At 59.6% G+C, this 17,137-nt stretch carries 13 protein-coding genes; 6 read left to right on the top strand and 7 right to left on the bottom strand.

Annotation, left to right across the window (positions count from 1 at the left end):
• Window positions 1-65 precede the first annotated feature (65 nt).
• Both RCI20_RS10910 and pmbA read right to left on the bottom strand, forming a co-directional pair.
• Window positions 66-1,154, bottom strand: a complete 1,089-nt coding sequence (locus RCI20_RS10910; RefSeq protein WP_306605379.1) for a TRAP transporter substrate-binding protein — start codon at window positions 1,152-1,154, stop codon at window positions 66-68.
• Between the two features lie 104 nt (window positions 1,155-1,258).
• The gene (pmbA, locus tag RCI20_RS10905) at window positions 1,259-2,602 is read right to left on the bottom strand and encodes a metalloprotease PmbA (RefSeq protein ID WP_306605377.1); all 1,344 of its coding nucleotides are present in this window, start codon (window positions 2,600-2,602) and stop codon (window positions 1,259-1,261) included.
• Between the two features lie 69 nt (window positions 2,603-2,671).
• Between pmbA and yjgA the strand changes: the two genes are divergently transcribed.
• Both yjgA and mog read left to right on the top strand, forming a co-directional pair.
• The gene (gene yjgA / locus RCI20_RS10900) at window positions 2,672-3,220 is read left to right on the top strand and encodes a ribosome biogenesis factor YjgA (RefSeq protein ID WP_306605375.1); all 549 of its coding nucleotides are present in this window, start codon (window positions 2,672-2,674) and stop codon (window positions 3,218-3,220) included.
• The gene (mog, locus tag RCI20_RS10895; RefSeq protein ID WP_373691518.1) at window positions 3,213-3,818 is read left to right on the top strand and encodes a molybdopterin adenylyltransferase; all 606 of its coding nucleotides are present in this window, start codon (window positions 3,213-3,215) and stop codon (window positions 3,816-3,818) included. Before yjgA ends, mog begins: the two co-directional genes overlap by 8 nt.
• 30 nt (window positions 3,819-3,848) lie before the next feature.
• Here the strand turns inward: mog and RCI20_RS10890 are convergent, their stop codons facing one another.
• The gene (locus tag RCI20_RS10890; RefSeq protein WP_306605373.1) at window positions 3,849-5,387 is read right to left on the bottom strand and encodes a hypothetical protein; all 1,539 of its coding nucleotides are present in this window, start codon (window positions 5,385-5,387) and stop codon (window positions 3,849-3,851) included.
• 151 nt (window positions 5,388-5,538) lie between these two features.
• On the opposite strand from RCI20_RS10890, the gene RCI20_RS10885 reads away from it, so the two are divergent.
• The 3 genes from RCI20_RS10885 to RCI20_RS10875 are packed head-to-tail and all read left to right on the top strand — an operon-like array spanning window position 5,539 to window position 8,479.
• On the top strand, window positions 5,539-6,354 hold the full coding sequence (locus RCI20_RS10885; RefSeq protein ID WP_306605371.1) for a thymidylate synthase: 816 nt from the start codon (window positions 5,539-5,541) through the stop codon (window positions 6,352-6,354).
• 2 nt (window positions 6,355-6,356) lie between these two features.
• The gene (gene pgi, locus RCI20_RS10880; protein ID WP_306605369.1) at window positions 6,357-7,949 is read left to right on the top strand and encodes a glucose-6-phosphate isomerase; all 1,593 of its coding nucleotides are present in this window, start codon (window positions 6,357-6,359) and stop codon (window positions 7,947-7,949) included.
• 2 nt (window positions 7,950-7,951) lie between these two features.
• A complete protein-coding gene (locus tag RCI20_RS10875) occupies window positions 7,952-8,479 on the top strand; it encodes a dihydrofolate reductase (RefSeq protein WP_306605367.1) in 528 nt (175 codons plus the stop codon).
• A gap of 1 nt (window position 8,480) precedes the next feature.
• On the opposite strand, the gene RCI20_RS10870 is transcribed toward RCI20_RS10875, so the two are convergent.
• The 3 genes from RCI20_RS10870 to apbC form a co-directional block, all read right to left on the bottom strand.
• Window positions 8,481-10,709, bottom strand: a complete 2,229-nt coding sequence (locus RCI20_RS10870) for an arginine/lysine/ornithine decarboxylase (protein ID WP_306605366.1) — start codon at window positions 10,707-10,709, stop codon at window positions 8,481-8,483.
• Between the two features lie 72 nt (window positions 10,710-10,781).
• Window positions 10,782-11,348: a dCTP deaminase gene (dcd, locus tag RCI20_RS10865; RefSeq protein WP_306605364.1), complete on the bottom strand. Its 567-nt coding sequence runs from the start codon at window positions 11,346-11,348 to the stop codon at window positions 10,782-10,784.
• Between the two features lie 73 nt (window positions 11,349-11,421).
• Window positions 11,422-12,513 carry an iron-sulfur cluster carrier protein ApbC gene (gene apbC, locus RCI20_RS10860; RefSeq protein ID WP_306605362.1) on the bottom strand — a complete coding sequence of 364 codons (1,092 nt, stop codon included), beginning with the start codon at window positions 12,511-12,513 and terminating at the stop codon, window positions 11,422-11,424.
• A gap of 115 nt (window positions 12,514-12,628) precedes the next feature.
• Here apbC and metG point away from each other — a divergent pair, with 115 nt between their 5' ends.
• On the top strand, window positions 12,629-14,779 hold the full coding sequence (metG, locus tag RCI20_RS10855; protein ID WP_306605472.1) for a methionine--tRNA ligase: 2,151 nt from the start codon (window positions 12,629-12,631) through the stop codon (window positions 14,777-14,779).
• A gap of 378 nt (window positions 14,780-15,157) precedes the next feature.
• Here metG and RCI20_RS10850 read toward each other — a convergent pair.
• Window positions 15,158-17,137: Ig-like domain-containing protein (locus tag RCI20_RS10850; protein ID WP_306605360.1), on the bottom strand; the 1,980-nt coding region annotated here is incomplete at its 5' end.

Below are 17,137 nucleotides of genomic sequence, written 5' to 3'. Positions count from 1 at the left end.
GCCCCGTTTTTTTGGCCAAAAAAAAACCCGCGAAACTCGCGGGTTTCTGCTGCCGAGGTACGAACTTACTTGCGTGACTGCAGGAAACGGTCCATTCGCATTTCAGCGACACTGAACCAGGCATTCTGCGTCTTGCGATACTTTTCCCACTCCGTGTAAATCTTCTTGAATGCCGGATTCTTGGCCGACTCATCGGCATACACCTGTTGAGTCACCTTGTAGGCCGCATTCAGGATTTCATCGGAGAATGCCTGAAGCTTGACGCCATTCTGCAACAACTTGGAAAGTGCGATCGGGTTCTTGTGATCGTACTCAGCCATCATCGTCACATTGGCCTCGTAAGCAGCCGCCTGGAAGGCTTCCTGGTATTCCTTCGGCAACTTGTCCCACTCCTTCTTGTTAACGAAGAAGTGAATGGCCGGACCAGATTCCCAGAAACCCGGGTAGTAGTAGTTCTTGGCTACCTTGTAGAAACCGAGCTTTTCGTCATCGAACGGACCGACCCACTCGGCCGCATCAATGGTGCCTTTTTCCAGCGCCGGATAGATATCGCCACCGGCAATCTGCTGCGGCACAACGCCGAGTTCGGAGAAGACCGTGCCACCAAGACCGGCGATACGCATCTTTACCCCCTTGAGATCGGCCACGGTCTTTACTGGCTTGCGCCACCAACCGCCCATCTGGGTACCGGTATTACCGCCGGCAAAGGAGACCACATTGTAGTTGGCGTAAAAATCATCCAGCAGCTTCTGACCGCCACCGTAGTAAATCCAGGCGTTCTGCTGACGGGCATTCATGCCGAAAGGCACTGCCGTACCAAACCCGAAGGTCTTGTCCTTGCCCACGTAATAGTAGGAGCAGGTATGGCACATTTCGACCGTACCTTGCTGCACAGCATCCAGTGCCTGCAGGCCGGGGACGATTTCACCGCCAGGAAAGACACGAATATCGAACTTGCCACCGGTCATCGCACGCAAGCGGTTGGCCAGAACGTCAGCACCGCCGTAAATCGTATCCAGGCTCTTCGGGAAGCTTGAAGTCAGCCGCCACTTGATATTGGGCAGTGACTGAGCAATGGCCGGAGCTGCGACGGTAGCCGCAGCACCAGCGACGGCGCCCAGCGAAGCTTTTTTCAGAAAATCACGACGTTGCATCTTGTGTCTCCTTCTTGTGTGTTTGGAACATCGGGGGTTGTAGCGAGCTTATTGTAGCTGAGCAACCGAGGATGAGAAATGCCGAAAAAGCCCTGCCGCTTCACTCACTCCCCGGCAATGATCATGCGGTCGATCAGGATGGAGCCGGTCTGCTTCGTACCCCGGATCTGCACATCATTACCGACCGCCAGAATGCCGGCAAACATGTCGCGCAGATTGCCAGCAATAGTGATTTCCTCGACCGGATGCACGATCTTGCCGTTTTCCACCCAGAAGCCTGCGGCGCCACGCGAATAGTCACCGGTCACGTAATTGACTCCGTGACCAAGCATTTCGGTGAGCAGCAGACCGCGGCCCATTCTGGCCAGCATACCTTCAAAATCCAGGTCGCCCGGTTCGATGATCAGGTTGTGGCTGCCGCCGGCATTGGCCGTCGTCTGCATACCCAGCTTGCGCGCCGTGTAGGTGGACAGGAAGTAACGTTGCAACACCCCGCCGACCACGACATCGCTATCGCGCGTTGCCACGCCATCGCTATCAAACGATGCGCTGCCCAGGCCGCAGGGAATATGGGGGCGCTCGCTGATCTTGACGAAATCCGGCATGATTTTCTTGCCCAAGTGATCGAGCAGGAACGACGCCTTGCGATACAGCGCGCCACCGCTCGCCGCATGCACCAAACTGCCGAGCAGACCTGCGGCCAGCGGCGCCTCGAACAGTACCGGGAATTCGCCAGTCTTGACCTTGCGCCCACCGAGGCGTGCTACTGCACGCTCGGCCGCCATTCGGCCGACGCTTTCCGGACTCTCCAGTCGACTTGCATTCCGGTGCGTGGTGTACCAGTCGTCGCGCTGCATCTGCTCGCGCTCGCCAGCGATCACCGAGGCCGAAATGTAATGGCGCGAGGTCGGATAGCCGCCCATGAAACCCAGGCTGTTGGCGGAAACGAAATGCGCCTGCTGCGTCGAAACCGTCGCCCCTTCGGAATTATCGATCAGCGGACTACTATCAAAAGCCGCCTGTTCGCAACGTTGGGCGATTTCGATTGAGTCTTCCACGGTCAACGCCCATGGATGATACAAATCCAGATCGGGACAATCCTTCGCCATCAGCCCGGCCTCGGCCAGACCGGCACAATCGTCTTCGGCGGTGAAGCGAGCAATGTTCAGCGCCGCTTCGACCGTCTCGCGCAAAGCCTGTGCCGAGAAGTCGGAGGTGCTGGCGTACCCCTTGCGTTGGCCGGCATAGACGGTGATACCGATACCCTTGTCGCGATTGAACTCGATCGTCTCGACCTCATCGCAGCGCACCGTGACCGACTGACCGAAGCCTTCGGATACATCAACCTCGCAGGCAGTCGCTCCCTTGGCTCGGGCATGTGTCAGGACATCCTCGGCGAGTTGTTGCAGCGCAGGGAAAGCGTAGGAAAAAGCGGCGGTCTCGGGCATGGAAGCGGCGTCGTTTGGGGGAAAAGTCGCTATCATAGCAGCCCGCCATTGCCGTACCGGATGCACGCCATGCAAGAAGAAGACTTTACCGAAGACGACCGCCGTCCTTCCAAAACCAAGAAGAAGGAGGCGATGCACGAGCTGCGCGACCTCGGTGCGGAGTTGGTCGAACTTTCCGTCAGCCAATTAAAGCGCATCAACCTGCCGGAAACACTGCTCAGTGCCGTGCGCGAAGCCCAGAAAATCACCGCACACGGGGCGCGACGCCGGCAAATGCAGTACATCGGCAAGCTGATGCGCGGCGTTGACGACGAACCGATCCGCGCCGGCCTCGCCCTGCTGCGTGGCGAATCATCGGCCGAAATTGCCCGCATGCACCGCCTGGAACGTTTCCGGGTTCGCTTGATGGAAGATGAAAGTGTGCTGACCGAAATCGCCAACCAGTGGCCCGGTGTCGATATCCAGCACCTGCGCCAGTTGCGGCGCAATGCATTGAAGGAGCAGGAAGGCAACAAGCCCCCGAAGAGCTTCCGCGCCATTTTCCAGATTTTGAAGGAACTCGACGCCACGCCGACGGCAGAGGCTGACGCGGCGACCGATGAGGCGGCAGATGAGTGATATCGGCAACGTGCTACGCATCGGCCTCGTTTCAATCAGCGACCGCGCGTCAACCGGCGTCTATGAAGACAAAGGCATTCCAGCCCTGCATGAATGGTTGACCGCAGCACTGAGCAGCCCGTGGCAAGCGGAAACCCGGCTGATTGCCGATGATCGCGAAAGTATTGAAAAAGCCCTCATCGAGCTGGTTGACCGCAATAATTGCCACTTGGTATTGACCACTGGCGGTACCGGCCCAGCCCTGCGCGACGTCACGCCGGAAGCCACGCTGGCAGTGGCCGACAAGGAAATGCCGGGTTTCGGCGAAGAAATGCGCCGGATCAGCCTGAATTTCGTACCGACCGCCATCCTATCGCGCCAGGTTGCGGTAATTCGCAAGCAGGCCCTGATCATCAATTTGCCGGGCCAGCCGAAGTCGATTCGGGAAACGCTGGAAGGCGTCCGCAATGCCGACGGCAGCGTGGCTCACGTCGGCATTTTTGCGGCGGTTCCTTATTGCATCGACCTGATCGGCGGCCCTTACGCCGAAACGAATGCCGACGTGATCAAGGCATTTCGCCCCAAATCGGCAATCAAACCGCCGACACAGGCAAACTGACCCGCGTCAGACGGCTCGACTCAACCCGCCTCAGCTCAACACCCGATAGCGGGCCAGTTCATAATCGGCGGTCTGCTCGACCAGCAGTACAGGCTCAAGCACCACCCGACGCCCGTCCTGCTGGTATTCGAGGGAATCGCGCGGATCAAAGGTGTATTGCGGCAGGATGGCGCGCACCTCACCCGGCGCATTTCCTTCGAGCAGCAACAAGGATGGAATCCCCGCCACGGCCGCATAGCTGGAGGCCATTTTAGGCTTCAACTCAACAGCCTGAACCAGACGGGCCAGCGTTTCGATCCCGACATGCGCCTCGGTAACAGACTCCCGGCGATAGCGTCGCACACAGCCGAGCAACCAGTTATCGCCGCCTTCCGGCTGAATTGCCAGCAAGGCACCGACCTTCAGCCATTCGCCGGGAATATCGTTAAGCAAGGCACCAAACCCGCCCCGGCTGACATTCTCTACCACCCAGCTTTCAATCTGCAGGCCCGCCGGTCGACCGCCGAACTCACCGGAAAAAACAACGAATGCATTGATCAGCCCATTGAGCACCGACATCCGGTGTTTGACCCGATGCCGGTCGTGCCGGCGCTGTGGCGGCACGGGCGCCAGGTAAGCGCATAGATGGCGCAAGACCGGGATCAGGGTCCGCGCCGGAAACTCCCCATTGAGTTTGATATCGGCCGGCAGCTCAAGGCCCTGCTCGAGCCCTCGCAAAACTTCCTGCATGGCGGCATGCGCGCGCCCCGGTCGGAAAAAGCGCAGCGATGGCGTCGCAACGGCCGGCATTTTCGCCAAACGCTGCGGCGGCTGCGGCAAAGACAAGTCGGCCCAATAAACGCAATCGTGCTCGGCCAGCAAAGGAAACTCGAATAGGCCGAGAAAGTGATTGATAAAGCGTTCGGCAATTTCAATTTCGAGCGGCAGCAGGCTGTCCATCGAAGCCGCCTGGAAGACCATGACTTTCTGATACTCGCGAATCGCCGAACTGCCACCGAGCAAGCCACCCAGGCTAACCGGCCGATCTGCCACGCCAGCCGCCTCGGCGACGAGTAGCACCCGCCCCAGACGCTGCCAAATATCCCCGGGCATCGGCCCGTAATGAAATTGCTCCCATTTGACGACAGCCCGCAACGCCGCAATCAGGCGCGTACTCAGCGCCGGCAAGGTGTTCCGTTTGAAATCGGCGGTCACACCCAAACCGAGCAGGCCATCCAGCGCCCGCTCGTACACGCTGGACAGCAAACGCCAGAGTCCGCCATTGATCAGCCATAGACGCTTCTCTTCAGCCTTCGACAAGCGCAAGGTCTGCAAATAATCCCGTGCCAGTCGCCGCAAATGCGCGCCAGCCGCATCTTCCAGTTGCCGTCCGGTCTCGAACAAGCGCTCGACGGGAAAATCATCGGCGGCCAGCAAGGACTCAAGCCAACCGGCAATTTCATCCAGCGCCTTGAAAGCATTGTCTTTCGGCAGTTCACTAATAATCCTCTGCAACTCTCGAGAGTCCGCAAGCGGGTGGCCGACCTTCTTCTCGAACAGCCCTCCCAGATTAGCCATCTTGTTCAGCAACTCGTTCTCCTCGGAATCTCTCAGCCGGTCTGGCACCAAACACGGCCAGCATATCGGCACCGGTCGCCCATTCTATGCCACTCGCGAGGGCAGCGAAAACCCGTCGGGAACGTTAGAATGCCGAAAATCACTTCATAAATGAACAATAGCCATGCAGCAATACCTCGCCCTGATGCGTCACGTTCTGGAAAATGGTCAGGACAAATCGGACCGTACCGGTACCGGCACCCGTTCGGTATTCGGCTGGCAGATGCGCTTCGACCTGGCACAGGGCTTTCCGGTATTGACCAGCAAGAAACTGCATTTGAAATCGATCATTCACGAATTACTGTGGTTTTTGCAGGGCGATACCAATATCGCTTACCTGCAACAGAACGGCGTCAAGATATGGGACGAATGGGCTGACGAGCAAGGCGATCTCGGCCCGGTTTACGGCAAGCAATGGCGCCGCTGGGAAACGCCGGATGGTCGCCTGATCGACCAGATCAGCCAGTTGGTGCATAGCCTGAAACACAATCCCGACTCGCGTCGGCATATCGTTTCCGCCTGGAATCCCGGCGATGTGGACAGCATGGCCTTGCCGCCCTGCCATTGCCTGTTCCAGTTCTACGTTTCTCCGGCCAGCCACCCGGATGAACCGCGTAAGCTTTCCTGCCAGTTGTACCAGCGTAGCGCCGACATTTTCCTCGGTGTACCGTTCAACATCGCTTCCTATGCCTTGCTGACCCTGATGCTGGCCCAGGTCTGCGGTTATCGTGCGGGCGAATTTGTGCACACTTTCGGCGATGCGCACCTGTACTCGAACCACTTCGAACAAACGCGCCTCCAGCTGACGCGTGAGCTACGCCCCTTGCCGTCAATGTGGATCAATCCTGCGGTCGACGACATTTTTGCCTTCAAATTCGAGGATTTCCGTCTCGATGGCTACGACCCGCATCCGCATATCGCGGCACCGGTTGCTGTTTAAACATGCAGCGCCTAACCGAAACCAAGGCCTGGCAAGCACTGGATACGCACGCCAAAGAAATCCGACCGCAACATCTGCGCCAGTTGTTTGCCGAAGACGACGAACGCTTCACCCGTTTCTCACTGACGCACGAGCAGTTGCTGCTTGACTTCTCCAAGCAGCGCATCACCGCCACCACCCTTGATCTGCTCCGCCAGCTTGCGGCGCAAGCCGACTGGCAAGGTTGGATCGCGCGCATGCGCCAGGGCGAGGCGATCAATCACACAGAAGGCCGGGCCGTCGGTCACTGCAGACTGCGCGCCGGCGAACAGGCCCCCGAAGAAGTCCGCCAGGTGCTGGTACGCATGGCCGATTTCTGCGAACGCATTCACAGCGGACAATACCGTGGCTACACCGGTGAGCGCATCACCGACATCGTCAGCCTGGGCATTGGCGGCTCCGACCTTGGCCCGCGCATGGCCGTCCATGCGCTGGCTGCGTTTCAGCAGGCCGACCTGCGCGTACACTTCGTCTCCAATCTGGACAGCGCCGACCTGGCCGGCACCCTGACCCACCTGAACCCGCGCACCACGCTGTTCGTCGTTGCCAGCAAGACTTTCACCACGCTGGAAACACTGACCAATGCCGAAACGGCACGCAACTGGCTATTGGCCGCCGCAGGCCGGCACAGTGCCATCAGCCAGCACTTTGTTGCCGCCTCGAGCAATCTGGCAGCGACCAGTGCCTTCGGCATCGCACCAGAAAACGTTTTCGCCTTCAGCGACTGGGTCGGCGGACGGTTTTCGCTCTGGTCGTCGATCGGCCTGCCCATCGCACTGGCCATCGGCTTTCGCCACTTCGAGCAGTTGCTGGCCGGCGCACGAAACATGGACGAGCATTTTTTCTCCGCACCGGCTGAAAGCAACCTGCCACTGACGCTGGCCCTGCTCGGCTTGTGGAACACCAACTTCCTGAATGCCCACAGCCACGGCATTTTCCCCTACAGCCATTCGCTCGGCCTGTTGCCGGCCCATCTCCAGCAACTCGAAATGGAAAGCAACGGCAAGCGTATCGACCGTAACGGCCTGGCGGTCGACTACGCCACCAATCCGGTTTTGTGGGGAGAACCCGGCACCAACGGCCAGCACTCCTTTTTCCAGTTGCTGCATCAGGGCAGCGCACTGGTCGCTTGCGATTTCATTGCCCTGGCCCGCTCGGATTTCCCGCTGCCCGGCCACCATAGCGGCCTGCTGGCCAATTGCCTGGCCCAGTCCTCGGCCCTGGCCTTCGGCCAGACGGCCGACGAAGCGCGGGCCAGCGGCATCGAGACTGCGCTACTGCCTTACCGGACCTTTCCCGGCAACCAGCCATCGACCACCATCATCCTGCCCAAACTGACGCCATTTACCCTTGGTCAATTGCTCGCACTGTATGAGCACAAAGTTTTCTGCCTCGGCGTGCTGTGGAATCTCAATGCCTTCGATCAGTGGGGTGTCGAGCTCGGCAAGCAATTGGCCAGCCGGCTGGCGCCGATCCTGCGCGGCGAGCGTCAGGACAATACGCTGGACGACTCGACACGCGGCCTGATTACGCACTTACGTCAATTCCGGAGTTGAGCATGCCTGAAATCATCCTGATTGCTGCCGTTGCCAAAAATGGTGTCATCGGCAAGGACAACCGCTTGCTGTGGAACATTCCTGAAGACATGGCGCATTTCAAGGCCTTGACCGCCGGGCAAGCCGTGCTGATGGGACGAAAAACCTGGGAATCGCTGCCACCACGTTTTCGCCCCTTGCCCGGTCGGCGCAATATCGTGATCAGCCGGCAGGCCGACTACGTCGCCCCCGGCGCAGAAATCGCAAGCTCGCTGGAAAATGCGCTTGTTTTAGCGTCGACCGCAACAAACGACCTATCAGCCGCCAATTCGGCCAATATCTTCATCATCGGCGGCGCCGAAATTTACGCTCAGGCCATCGCACTGGCCGACCGCCTGGAAATCACCGAAGTCGACCTCGCCCCCGAGGGCGACACGTGGTTTCCCGAGATTTCTGCGGTCGACTGGACAATAGCGCAAAAAAACACCCCGTCCAGCAGCAGCGGAACGGGGTTTTCTTTTGTCAGCTGGCGGCGTCGCCAGCAAGCTTAAATCAGCGGACGCAATCGACGTAATAACGCCCGTCGGTCCCCTTGACCAGACCATGCACATCGGTCTCGAAGCCAGGGAAGGCGGCGTTGAACTCGCGGGCAAACTTCAGATAGCTGCAAATGGTCTGATTGAAACGCTCGCCAGGAATCAATAGCGGAATACCCGGTGGATAAGGCGTCAGCAGCACGGCGGTAACGCGGCCCTCCAGTTCGTCGACCGGCACGCGCTCGATATCGCGATGCGCCATTTTGGCGAACGCATCGGCCGGACGCATCGCCGGCACCATGTCCGACAGGTACATCTCGGTGGTCAGGCGGGCCACATCGTTTTTCTTGTACACCCCATGAATCTGCGTACACAGGTCGCGCAGGCCGATCCGCTCGTAACGCGGATTTTTCTGCACGAACTCGGGCAGCACTTTCCACAGCGGGTGGTTCTTGGCGTAATCGTCCTTGAACTGCTGCAGAGCAGTGACCAGCGAGTTCCAGCGGCCCTTCGTGATGCCGATGGTGAACATGATGAAGAAGCTGTACAGGCCGCACTTTTCGACGATAACGCCGTGCTCGGCCAGATATTTGGTAACGATGGCCGCCGGGATACCGATGTCGTCGGCAAAATCGCCATCAACATCGAGCCCCGGTGTAATGATCGTCGCCTTGATCGGGTCGAGCATGTTGAAGCCGTCGGCCAGGTTGTTGAAGCCATGCCAGCGCTCACCCGGCTTCAACATCCAGGCGTCGCGCTCCTCGATGCCCTCTTCGGACAGGTCATCCGGCCCCCAGACTTTGAACCACCAGTCGGCGCCCCACTCCTCGTCCACCTTGCGCATGGCACGACGAAAATCCAGCGCCTCGGCAATCGATTCCTCGACCAGCGCGGTGCCGGCGGGTTCTTCCATCATCGCCGCCGCCACGTCGCATGACGCGATGATCGAGTACTGCGGCGAGGTCGAGGTGTGCATCAGGTAAGCCTCGTTGAAGATGTCGCGGTCAAGCTGGTTGTTCTCGGCATCCTGCACCAGGATTTGCGATGCCTGGCTCAAACCAGCCAGCAGCTTGTGCGTGGATTGCGTCGAGAAAACCATCGACTCCTTGCAGCGCGGCCGATCAGCACCGATGGCGTGGTAATCGCCGTAAAAGTCATGGAAGGCGGCATGCGGCAGCCAGGCTTCGTCGAAGTGCAGCGTATCGATCTTGCCATCCAGCTCAGCCTTGATGTCCTCGACGTTGTACAGAATGCCGTCGTAAGTCGACTGGGTGATGGTCAAGACACGCGGCTTGGCGCTCTTGTCGATGATGAACGGGTTGGCGGCAATCTTTTTCTGGATGTTTTCCCAGAGGAATTCCGATTTCGGGATCGGCCCGATGATGCCGAAGTTGTTGCGCGTCGGCATCAGGAAGACCGGGATCGCGCCGGTCATCATGATCGCGTGCAGGATGGACTTGTGGCAGTTGCGGTCGACCACGACGATGTCGCCCGGCGCGACGGTCGAGTGCCAGACGATCTTGTTCGAGGTCGAGGTGCCGTTGGTGACGAAATACAGATGATCGGCATTGAAGATGCGCGCCGCATTGCGTTCGGAGGCAGCCACCGGGCCGGTATGATCGAGCAGTTGGCCGAGTTCCTCAACGGCGTTGCAGACGTCGGCGCGCAGCATGTTTTCGCCGAAGAACTGGTGGAACATCTGGCCGACCGGCGACTTCAGGAAAGCGACGCCGCCCGAATGGCCTGGGCAGTGCCAGGAGTAGGAACCGTCGGCGGCGTAATGGACCAGCGCCCGGAAGAACGGCGGCGGCAATGAATCGAGATAAGCGTTGGCTTCGCGCTTGATGTTGCGCGCGATGAATTCCGGCGTGTCCTCGTGCATGTGGATGAAGCCATGCAATTCGCGCAGGATGTCGTTCGGGATATGTCGCGAGGTCCGCGTTTCGCCATGCAGGAAGATCGGAATCTCGGCATTCTTGTGGCGGATTTCGCTCACGAAGGCACGCAGTTCAGCCAAGGTTTCTTCCGGCTCCAGCGCCAGTTCCTCATCGTCGATCGACAGGATGAAGGTGGAAGCGCGCGATTGCTGCTGGGCGAATGAGGTCAGGTCGCCGTAGCTGGTGACGCCCAGCACTTCCAGTCCCTCTTTTTGCATGGCGTCGGCCAAGGCACGAATACCCAGTCCCGAAGCATTCTCGGAACGGAAGTCTTCATCGATGATGATGACCGGAAAATGAAAGCGCATGGTGTTATCCCTGAAAGACGGCGACCCGCCGCAGCGGGTCGAAGAATAAGACGGTTTTGTTACAAGCTGGCGTCAGATTTTCGGCAAGGTCACACCGACCTGGCCCTGATACTTGCCGCCTCTGTCCTTGTACGAGGTTTCGCAAACTTCGTCGGACTCGAAGAACAACACCTGTGCACAACCTTCGCCAGCGTAAATCTTGGCCGGCAGCGGGGTGGTGTTGGAAAACTCGAGCGTCACGTAACCTTCCCATTCCGGCTCGAACGGCGTCACATTGACGATGATGCCGCAGCGCGCATAGGTCGATTTGCCCAGACAGACGGTCAGCACCGAGCGCGGAATGCGGAAATATTCCATGGTCCGGGCCAGCGCGAACGAATTCGGCGGAATGATGCAAACGTCGGATTCGATCTCGACGAAGGACTTGGGATCGAAATTCTTCGGGTCCACCACCGTCGAGTTGATGTTCGTGAACACCTTGAATTCGCGGGCGCAGCGGATGTCGTAACCGTAGCTCGAGGTGCCGTAGGAAACGATCTTCTGGCCGTTGGCCTCGCGCACCAGCTCCGGCGAGAACGGCTCGATCATGCCGTGCTCCTGGGCCATGCGGCGTATCCACTTGTCTGATTTGATGGTCATTTTTCCCTGCTGCGGTCGACAAAAACAAAGGCGGGATTTTACCCGCCTTTGTTGCCCTGCATGTCGACAAAAATCAGGTGTTCTGCACGACGATGTTGGGGAATTTCGAGCTCATGTCCTTGGCCTTCTCGGCGACCTTGACGGCCACCCGGCGGGCGATCTTGCGATAGATTTCCGCCGACGGCGAATCCGGTGCACCAACCACGGTCGGCTTGCCGCCATCGGCCATCTGACGGATGGCCATTTCGAGTGGCAGACTGCCGAGAAATTCGACGTCGTAATCCTTGCACATCTGCTCGCCGCCGCCTTCGCCGAAAATATGTTCGGCATGACCGCAATTCGAACAAACATGGATGCTCATGTTTTCCACGATACCGAGAATGGGAATATTCACTTTCTCGAACATTTTCAGCCCCTTGCGCGCATCGATCAGCGCGATGTCCTGCGGCGTCGTGACCACCACGGCGCCGGTGACCGGCACTTTCTGGGCCAGCGACAACTGGGTATCTCCGGTACCCGGCGGCATGTCGACGATCAGGTAATCCACGTCATGCCAGTTGGTCTGGTGCAGCAACTGGTCCAGCGCCTGCACCACCATCGGACCACGCCAGACCATCGGCGTTTCGACATCGACCATGAAACCGATGGAATTGGCCTGCACGCCGTAAGCCACCAGCGGCTCCATGCTCTTGCCATCCTTCGACTCCGGCTCGCGGCCGCTCAAACCGAGCATCTGCGGCTGCGATGGGCCATAGATGTCGGCATCGAGCAGACCGACCGTGGCGCCTTCCTGGGCCAGCGCCAGCGCCAGATTCACCGCCGTCGTGCTCTTGCCCACACCGCCCTTGCCGGAAGCCACGGCGATGATGTTCTTGACGCCCGGCAGCAGCTTGACGCCCATCTGGACCGAATGGGCAATGATCTTGCTGTACACGTTGGCGGAGACGTTGCCGATACCCGGCACGGTCTTGACCGCCGCAATCACCTGCTGGCGGATGCCGTCGATCTGGCTCTTCGCCGGATAGCCCAGTTCGATGTCGAAAGCCACATCGGCCCCATCGATCCGGATGTTCTTGACCGCCTTGCCAGCCGCGAAATCCTTGCCGGTATTGGGGTCGACCGCAGTAGACAGGGCTGTCTTGACGCTTTGTTCAGATACGCTCATGCAATTCTCCAGAAGGGCCGGGAAATACCCGAGTAATTCTGTACAGTATAACGCAGAGTCCGTCTTGGCGTCCGCTCGCGCTAAAATTGCGGCCTTCACATTCATGGCCCTCATCATGCCGCGCAAGATTCTCGTCACTTCAGCCCTGCCCTACGCCAATGGCGCCATTCACCTCGGCCATCTGGTCGAATACATCCAGACCGATATCTGGGTGCGTTTCCAGAAAATGTCCGGCAACGAATGCTGGTATGTCTGCGCCGACGACACGCACGGCACGCCGATCATGCTGCGCGCCGAAAAGGAAGGGATCACGCCGGAAGCGCTGATCGAGCGCGTACATGGCGAACATTCGCGCGACTTTGCCGGTTTCGGCGTCGGTTTCGACAATTACTACAGCACCCATTCGCCGGAAACCCGCGAGTGCGCCAACGACATTTACGGCCGCCTGAAAGCCGCCGGCCTGATCGATGTGCGGACCATCGAGCAGTACTACGACCCGGTCAAGCAAATGTTCCTGCCCGACCGCTTCATCAAGGGCGAGTGCCCGAAGTGCCACGCCAAGGACCAGTACGGCGACAACTGCGAGGTCTGCGGCGCCGCCTACGCGCCAACCGACCTGATCGAGCCATTCTCGGCAGTTTCCGGCGCCAAGCCCGAACTGCGCAACTCCGAGCATTACTTCTTCAAACTCTCCGACCCGCGTTGCGAAGCTTTCCTGCGCCAGTACACCGGCCGCGCCAACGGCGTGCTGCAGAACGAAGCCGCCAACAAGATGCAGGAATGGCTGGGTGCGCCCGGCGACAATAAACTGACCGACTGGGACATTTCGCGCGACGCGCCCTACTTCGGCTTCGAAATCCCCGACGAGTTTGGCAAAAGCACGGGCAAATATTTCTACGTCTGGCTCGACGCGCCGATTGGCTACATGGGTTCGTTCAAGAACCTGTGCGCCCGGAATGGCCTGGACTTCAACGAATGGTTCAAGCCCGATTCAACGACAGAGCTGTACCACTTCATCGGCAAGGACATCCTGTACTTCCACGCGCTGTTCTGGCCGGCCGAATTGCAGCATGCCGGCTTCCGCACGCCGACCAAGATCTTCGCGCACGGCTTTCTTACGGTCGACGGGGCAAAAATGTCGAAATCGCGCGGCACCTTCATTACCGCTGACAGCTTCCTGCAAACCGGCCTCAATCCGGAATGGCTGCGCTATTACTTTGCCGCCAAGCTATCGAACACGATGGAAGACATCGACCTCAACTTCGAGGACTTCTGCGCCCGCGTCAATTCCGACCTGGTCGGCAAATTCGTCAACATCGCCAGCCGCTCGGCCGGCTTCATCGCCAAACGCTTCGCCGGCCAGCTGGCGCCGACCGATGCCAGTCTGCCGGCCATCAAAGCCATCCAGGAAGCCGCACCGCGCATTGCCGAACTGTACGAAGCGCGTGAATTCAGCAAGGCCGTGCGCGAAATCATGGCGCTGACCGATGGTGCCAACCAGTACGTCGATAGCGTCAAGCCCTGGGAACTGGCCAAGCAGGAAGGCAAGGAAAGCGAACTGCACGCCGCCTGCAGCAATGCGCTGAACCTGTTCCACCTGCTTACCATCCTGCTCAAGCCGGTGTTGCCAGTGCTCGCCGGCAAGGTCGAGCAATTCCTCAATATCGCGCCGCTGACCTGGAACGACACGCAGAGCCTGCTCGCCGCCGGTCATGCGATCAACACCTACGAACACCTGATGACCCGCATCGATCCAAAGCAGATCGAAAAGCTGATCGAAGCCAACCGCGAATCGCTGGCCCCGGCTACGGAGGCCGGGGCAGCGCAAGCCGCCGGGCAGCAACACTCGCAGCAGCGCCACGCCGAACAGCAGCAGAAAGACAGCAAGGTCAAAGCCGCAGCCGCCGAAATCGCCGCCGAGGCCGGTTCGCTGTGCAGCATCGACGACTTCATGAAGGTCGACCTGCGCATTGCCCGCATTGCCAACGCCGAACACGTTGAAGGCGCCGACAAGCTGGTTCGTCTGACGCTGGATATCGGCAATGACGAAACACGCAATGTCTTTGCCGGCATCAAGGCGGCCTACGATCCGGCCCAACTGATTGGTCGCCTGACCGTCATGGTGGCCAACCTGGCGCCACGCAAGATGAAATTCGGCCTGTCCGAAGGCATGGTGCTGGCGGCTTCGGACGTCGAAGGCAAGACACCGGGCATCTTCCTGCTCTCGCCCGATTCCGGGGCGCAACCGGGGATGCGGGTCAAGTAAATTGCATCGGCATAGGGGGCAGCCATTGCAGGCTGCGCCCCTGCCACACCACCCGGCATGCGGGTCCGCACCGGGCGGTTCGAGAAGCCATCCACCGCCTTCTCCACGCACCCTTCGCCACTCTGATGCAAGCCATCTTCCACGCGGCAGTGCCGGTTGGCTCGATCAACCCCGACCTATTGGGCAACGCCAAGCGACCGGGGTTGGGAAAACGCCCGTGATGCCCTTCTTGCCCTTTGGGCCGGGCCTTGACCCTGGCCTCCTTCGGGAGCCAGACACTTCCCTGTGTGCCTGATCGAAATATCAAATGTCAAAGAACAAAGCCGGTGGCCCGATGCGGCATCCGCCGCCCCTTGATGGGCCACACGCCGGGCAACCCTACCCAACCAACACCACCGCAGCGTATCTCCCGTCGCCGTCGTAGTTGTCGTTGGTGTAGCCTGCAGTGAGGAACACAATCCAGTGATCCCCCGCACCGGCCGGGTCGGAAGACCAATAGTAGTCGGTATCCGCCCAGCCAGCGGGTGGGTTGGCGATAGTTGGGTCGGCGTACAAATCCAGTAATTCCTGCTTGGTCGCCATACGCCAGGCCGGGGCGGCCTGGTCGAGGATGTCGAACTCGGTCCAGGTGACGTAATCGTCGGTCGTCGAGCCACTGCCACCATAAGCCGTATCCACCGTGCCACTGCCATTGAGATCGAGAAAACCGAAGGTCAGGCCATTGGCGGCGCCATTGGTTGAGGTGACCGGGAACAGTACGCTGCTGCCGGTGGTGAAATTCAGCGTCGTCTTGTCGCTGATGCCAGCGTAGGCATTGCCTGCCAGATCGGTCAGCACGCCGCTGGCGAGTTCGACGTAATAGGTGACGCCTGCCGCCAGGTCGTTGGTCGGGTTGATGGTGACGGTGGAACCGCTGACGGTGATCTGGCTGGTATCGCCAATGGCGATGGTAGCAACCGTGCTGTCGTCCGAGGTTTTCTTGATCAACAGGTTGCCCGTTGCGGCTTTCATCGCTTCGCTGAAAGTCAGCGTGATGTCAGCGCCAACGGCCACCGCCAGTGCGTTGTCAGCCGGCGTACTGGATTGCAGGGTGGGGGCGGTGGTATCTGGTTCGACCAGCACCACAGCAGCGTATATATCCAGGCCGGCGGAAGCATCGGAGCCTCCGCCAATGAGGTCTACACCCCAGTGATTTCCGCCCGACAAGTCGGAAGACCAATAAAGACCGTAGCTTGCCGACCAGCCAGTGGGGGGATTGCTAATGAGCGGGTCGGCGTACAAGTCGATCAATTCCTGCTTGGTGGCCATGCGCCAGGCAGGGGCGGCTTGATCAAGGGTATCAAACTCGGTCCAGGTGACGCGATCATCGGCGTTATTCCCGGTGTAATCGGTATTTACCGCACCATTGCCATTGACATCGAGAAAACCAAAGGTCAAGCCGTTGGCGGCACCTTGCGTGGAGGCCACCGGAAACAGCACATTGGCCGGCGATGTCGTGAAATTCAGCGTCGTCTTGTCGCTAATGCCGGCGTAGGCATTGCCCGCCTGATCGGTCAGCACGCCGCTGGCGAGTTCGACGTAATAGGTGACGCCAGCCGCCAGGTCGTTGGTCGGATTGATCGTGACGGTGCTGCCGCTGATGGTGATCTGGCTGGCATCGCCAATGGCGATGCTGGCGACCACGCTGTCGTCCGAGGCTTTCTTGATCAGCAGATTGCCACTTGCCGCCAGCATCGGCTCGCTGAAAGTCAGCGTGATGTTGGCGCCGACGGCCACTGCCAGTGCGTTATCGGCGGGGGTGCTGGATTGCCGTGTGGGCGCTGAAGTGTCGATGGTGACCGTATTGGCCGAGGCAGCGCTCAGATTCCCGGCGGCATCGACGGCATAGACCTTGTAAGTACCATCGACCAAGCCCGTGGCCGGGAGATTGGTGTTGGTGCCGGCGGCGCTGATCGTCACGCTGTTGAACTGGTTGTCTGCGGCACCGGTGATGCTGGCCAGGTTGCTGACGGTGATCGTGTCCTTGACCAGATAGGCGGTGCCGGTTTCGCTGCTTTGCACGACGGCATTGCCGCTGGGCTGGAGGCTGGCCGTGGTGACGCTGGCCGTGGGCGCGCTGCCGTCGATGGTGACCAGATTGGCTGCGGCAGCGCTCAGGTTGCCGGCGGCATCGACGGCATAAACTTTGTACGAGCCATCGACCAAGCCCGTGGCCGGGAGATTGGTGTTGGTGCCGGCGGCGCTGATCGTCACGCTGTTGAACTGGTTGTCGGCGGCACCGGTGATGCTGGCCAGGTTGCTGACGGTGATCGTGTCCTTGACCAGATAGGCGGTGCCGGTTTCGCTGCTTTGCACGAC

This window comes from Azonexus sp. (assembly GCF_030824335.1).
Lineage (GTDB): Bacteria > Pseudomonadota > Gammaproteobacteria > Burkholderiales > Rhodocyclaceae > Azonexus.
This window is presented reverse-complemented; position numbering and strand designations above follow the sequence as displayed.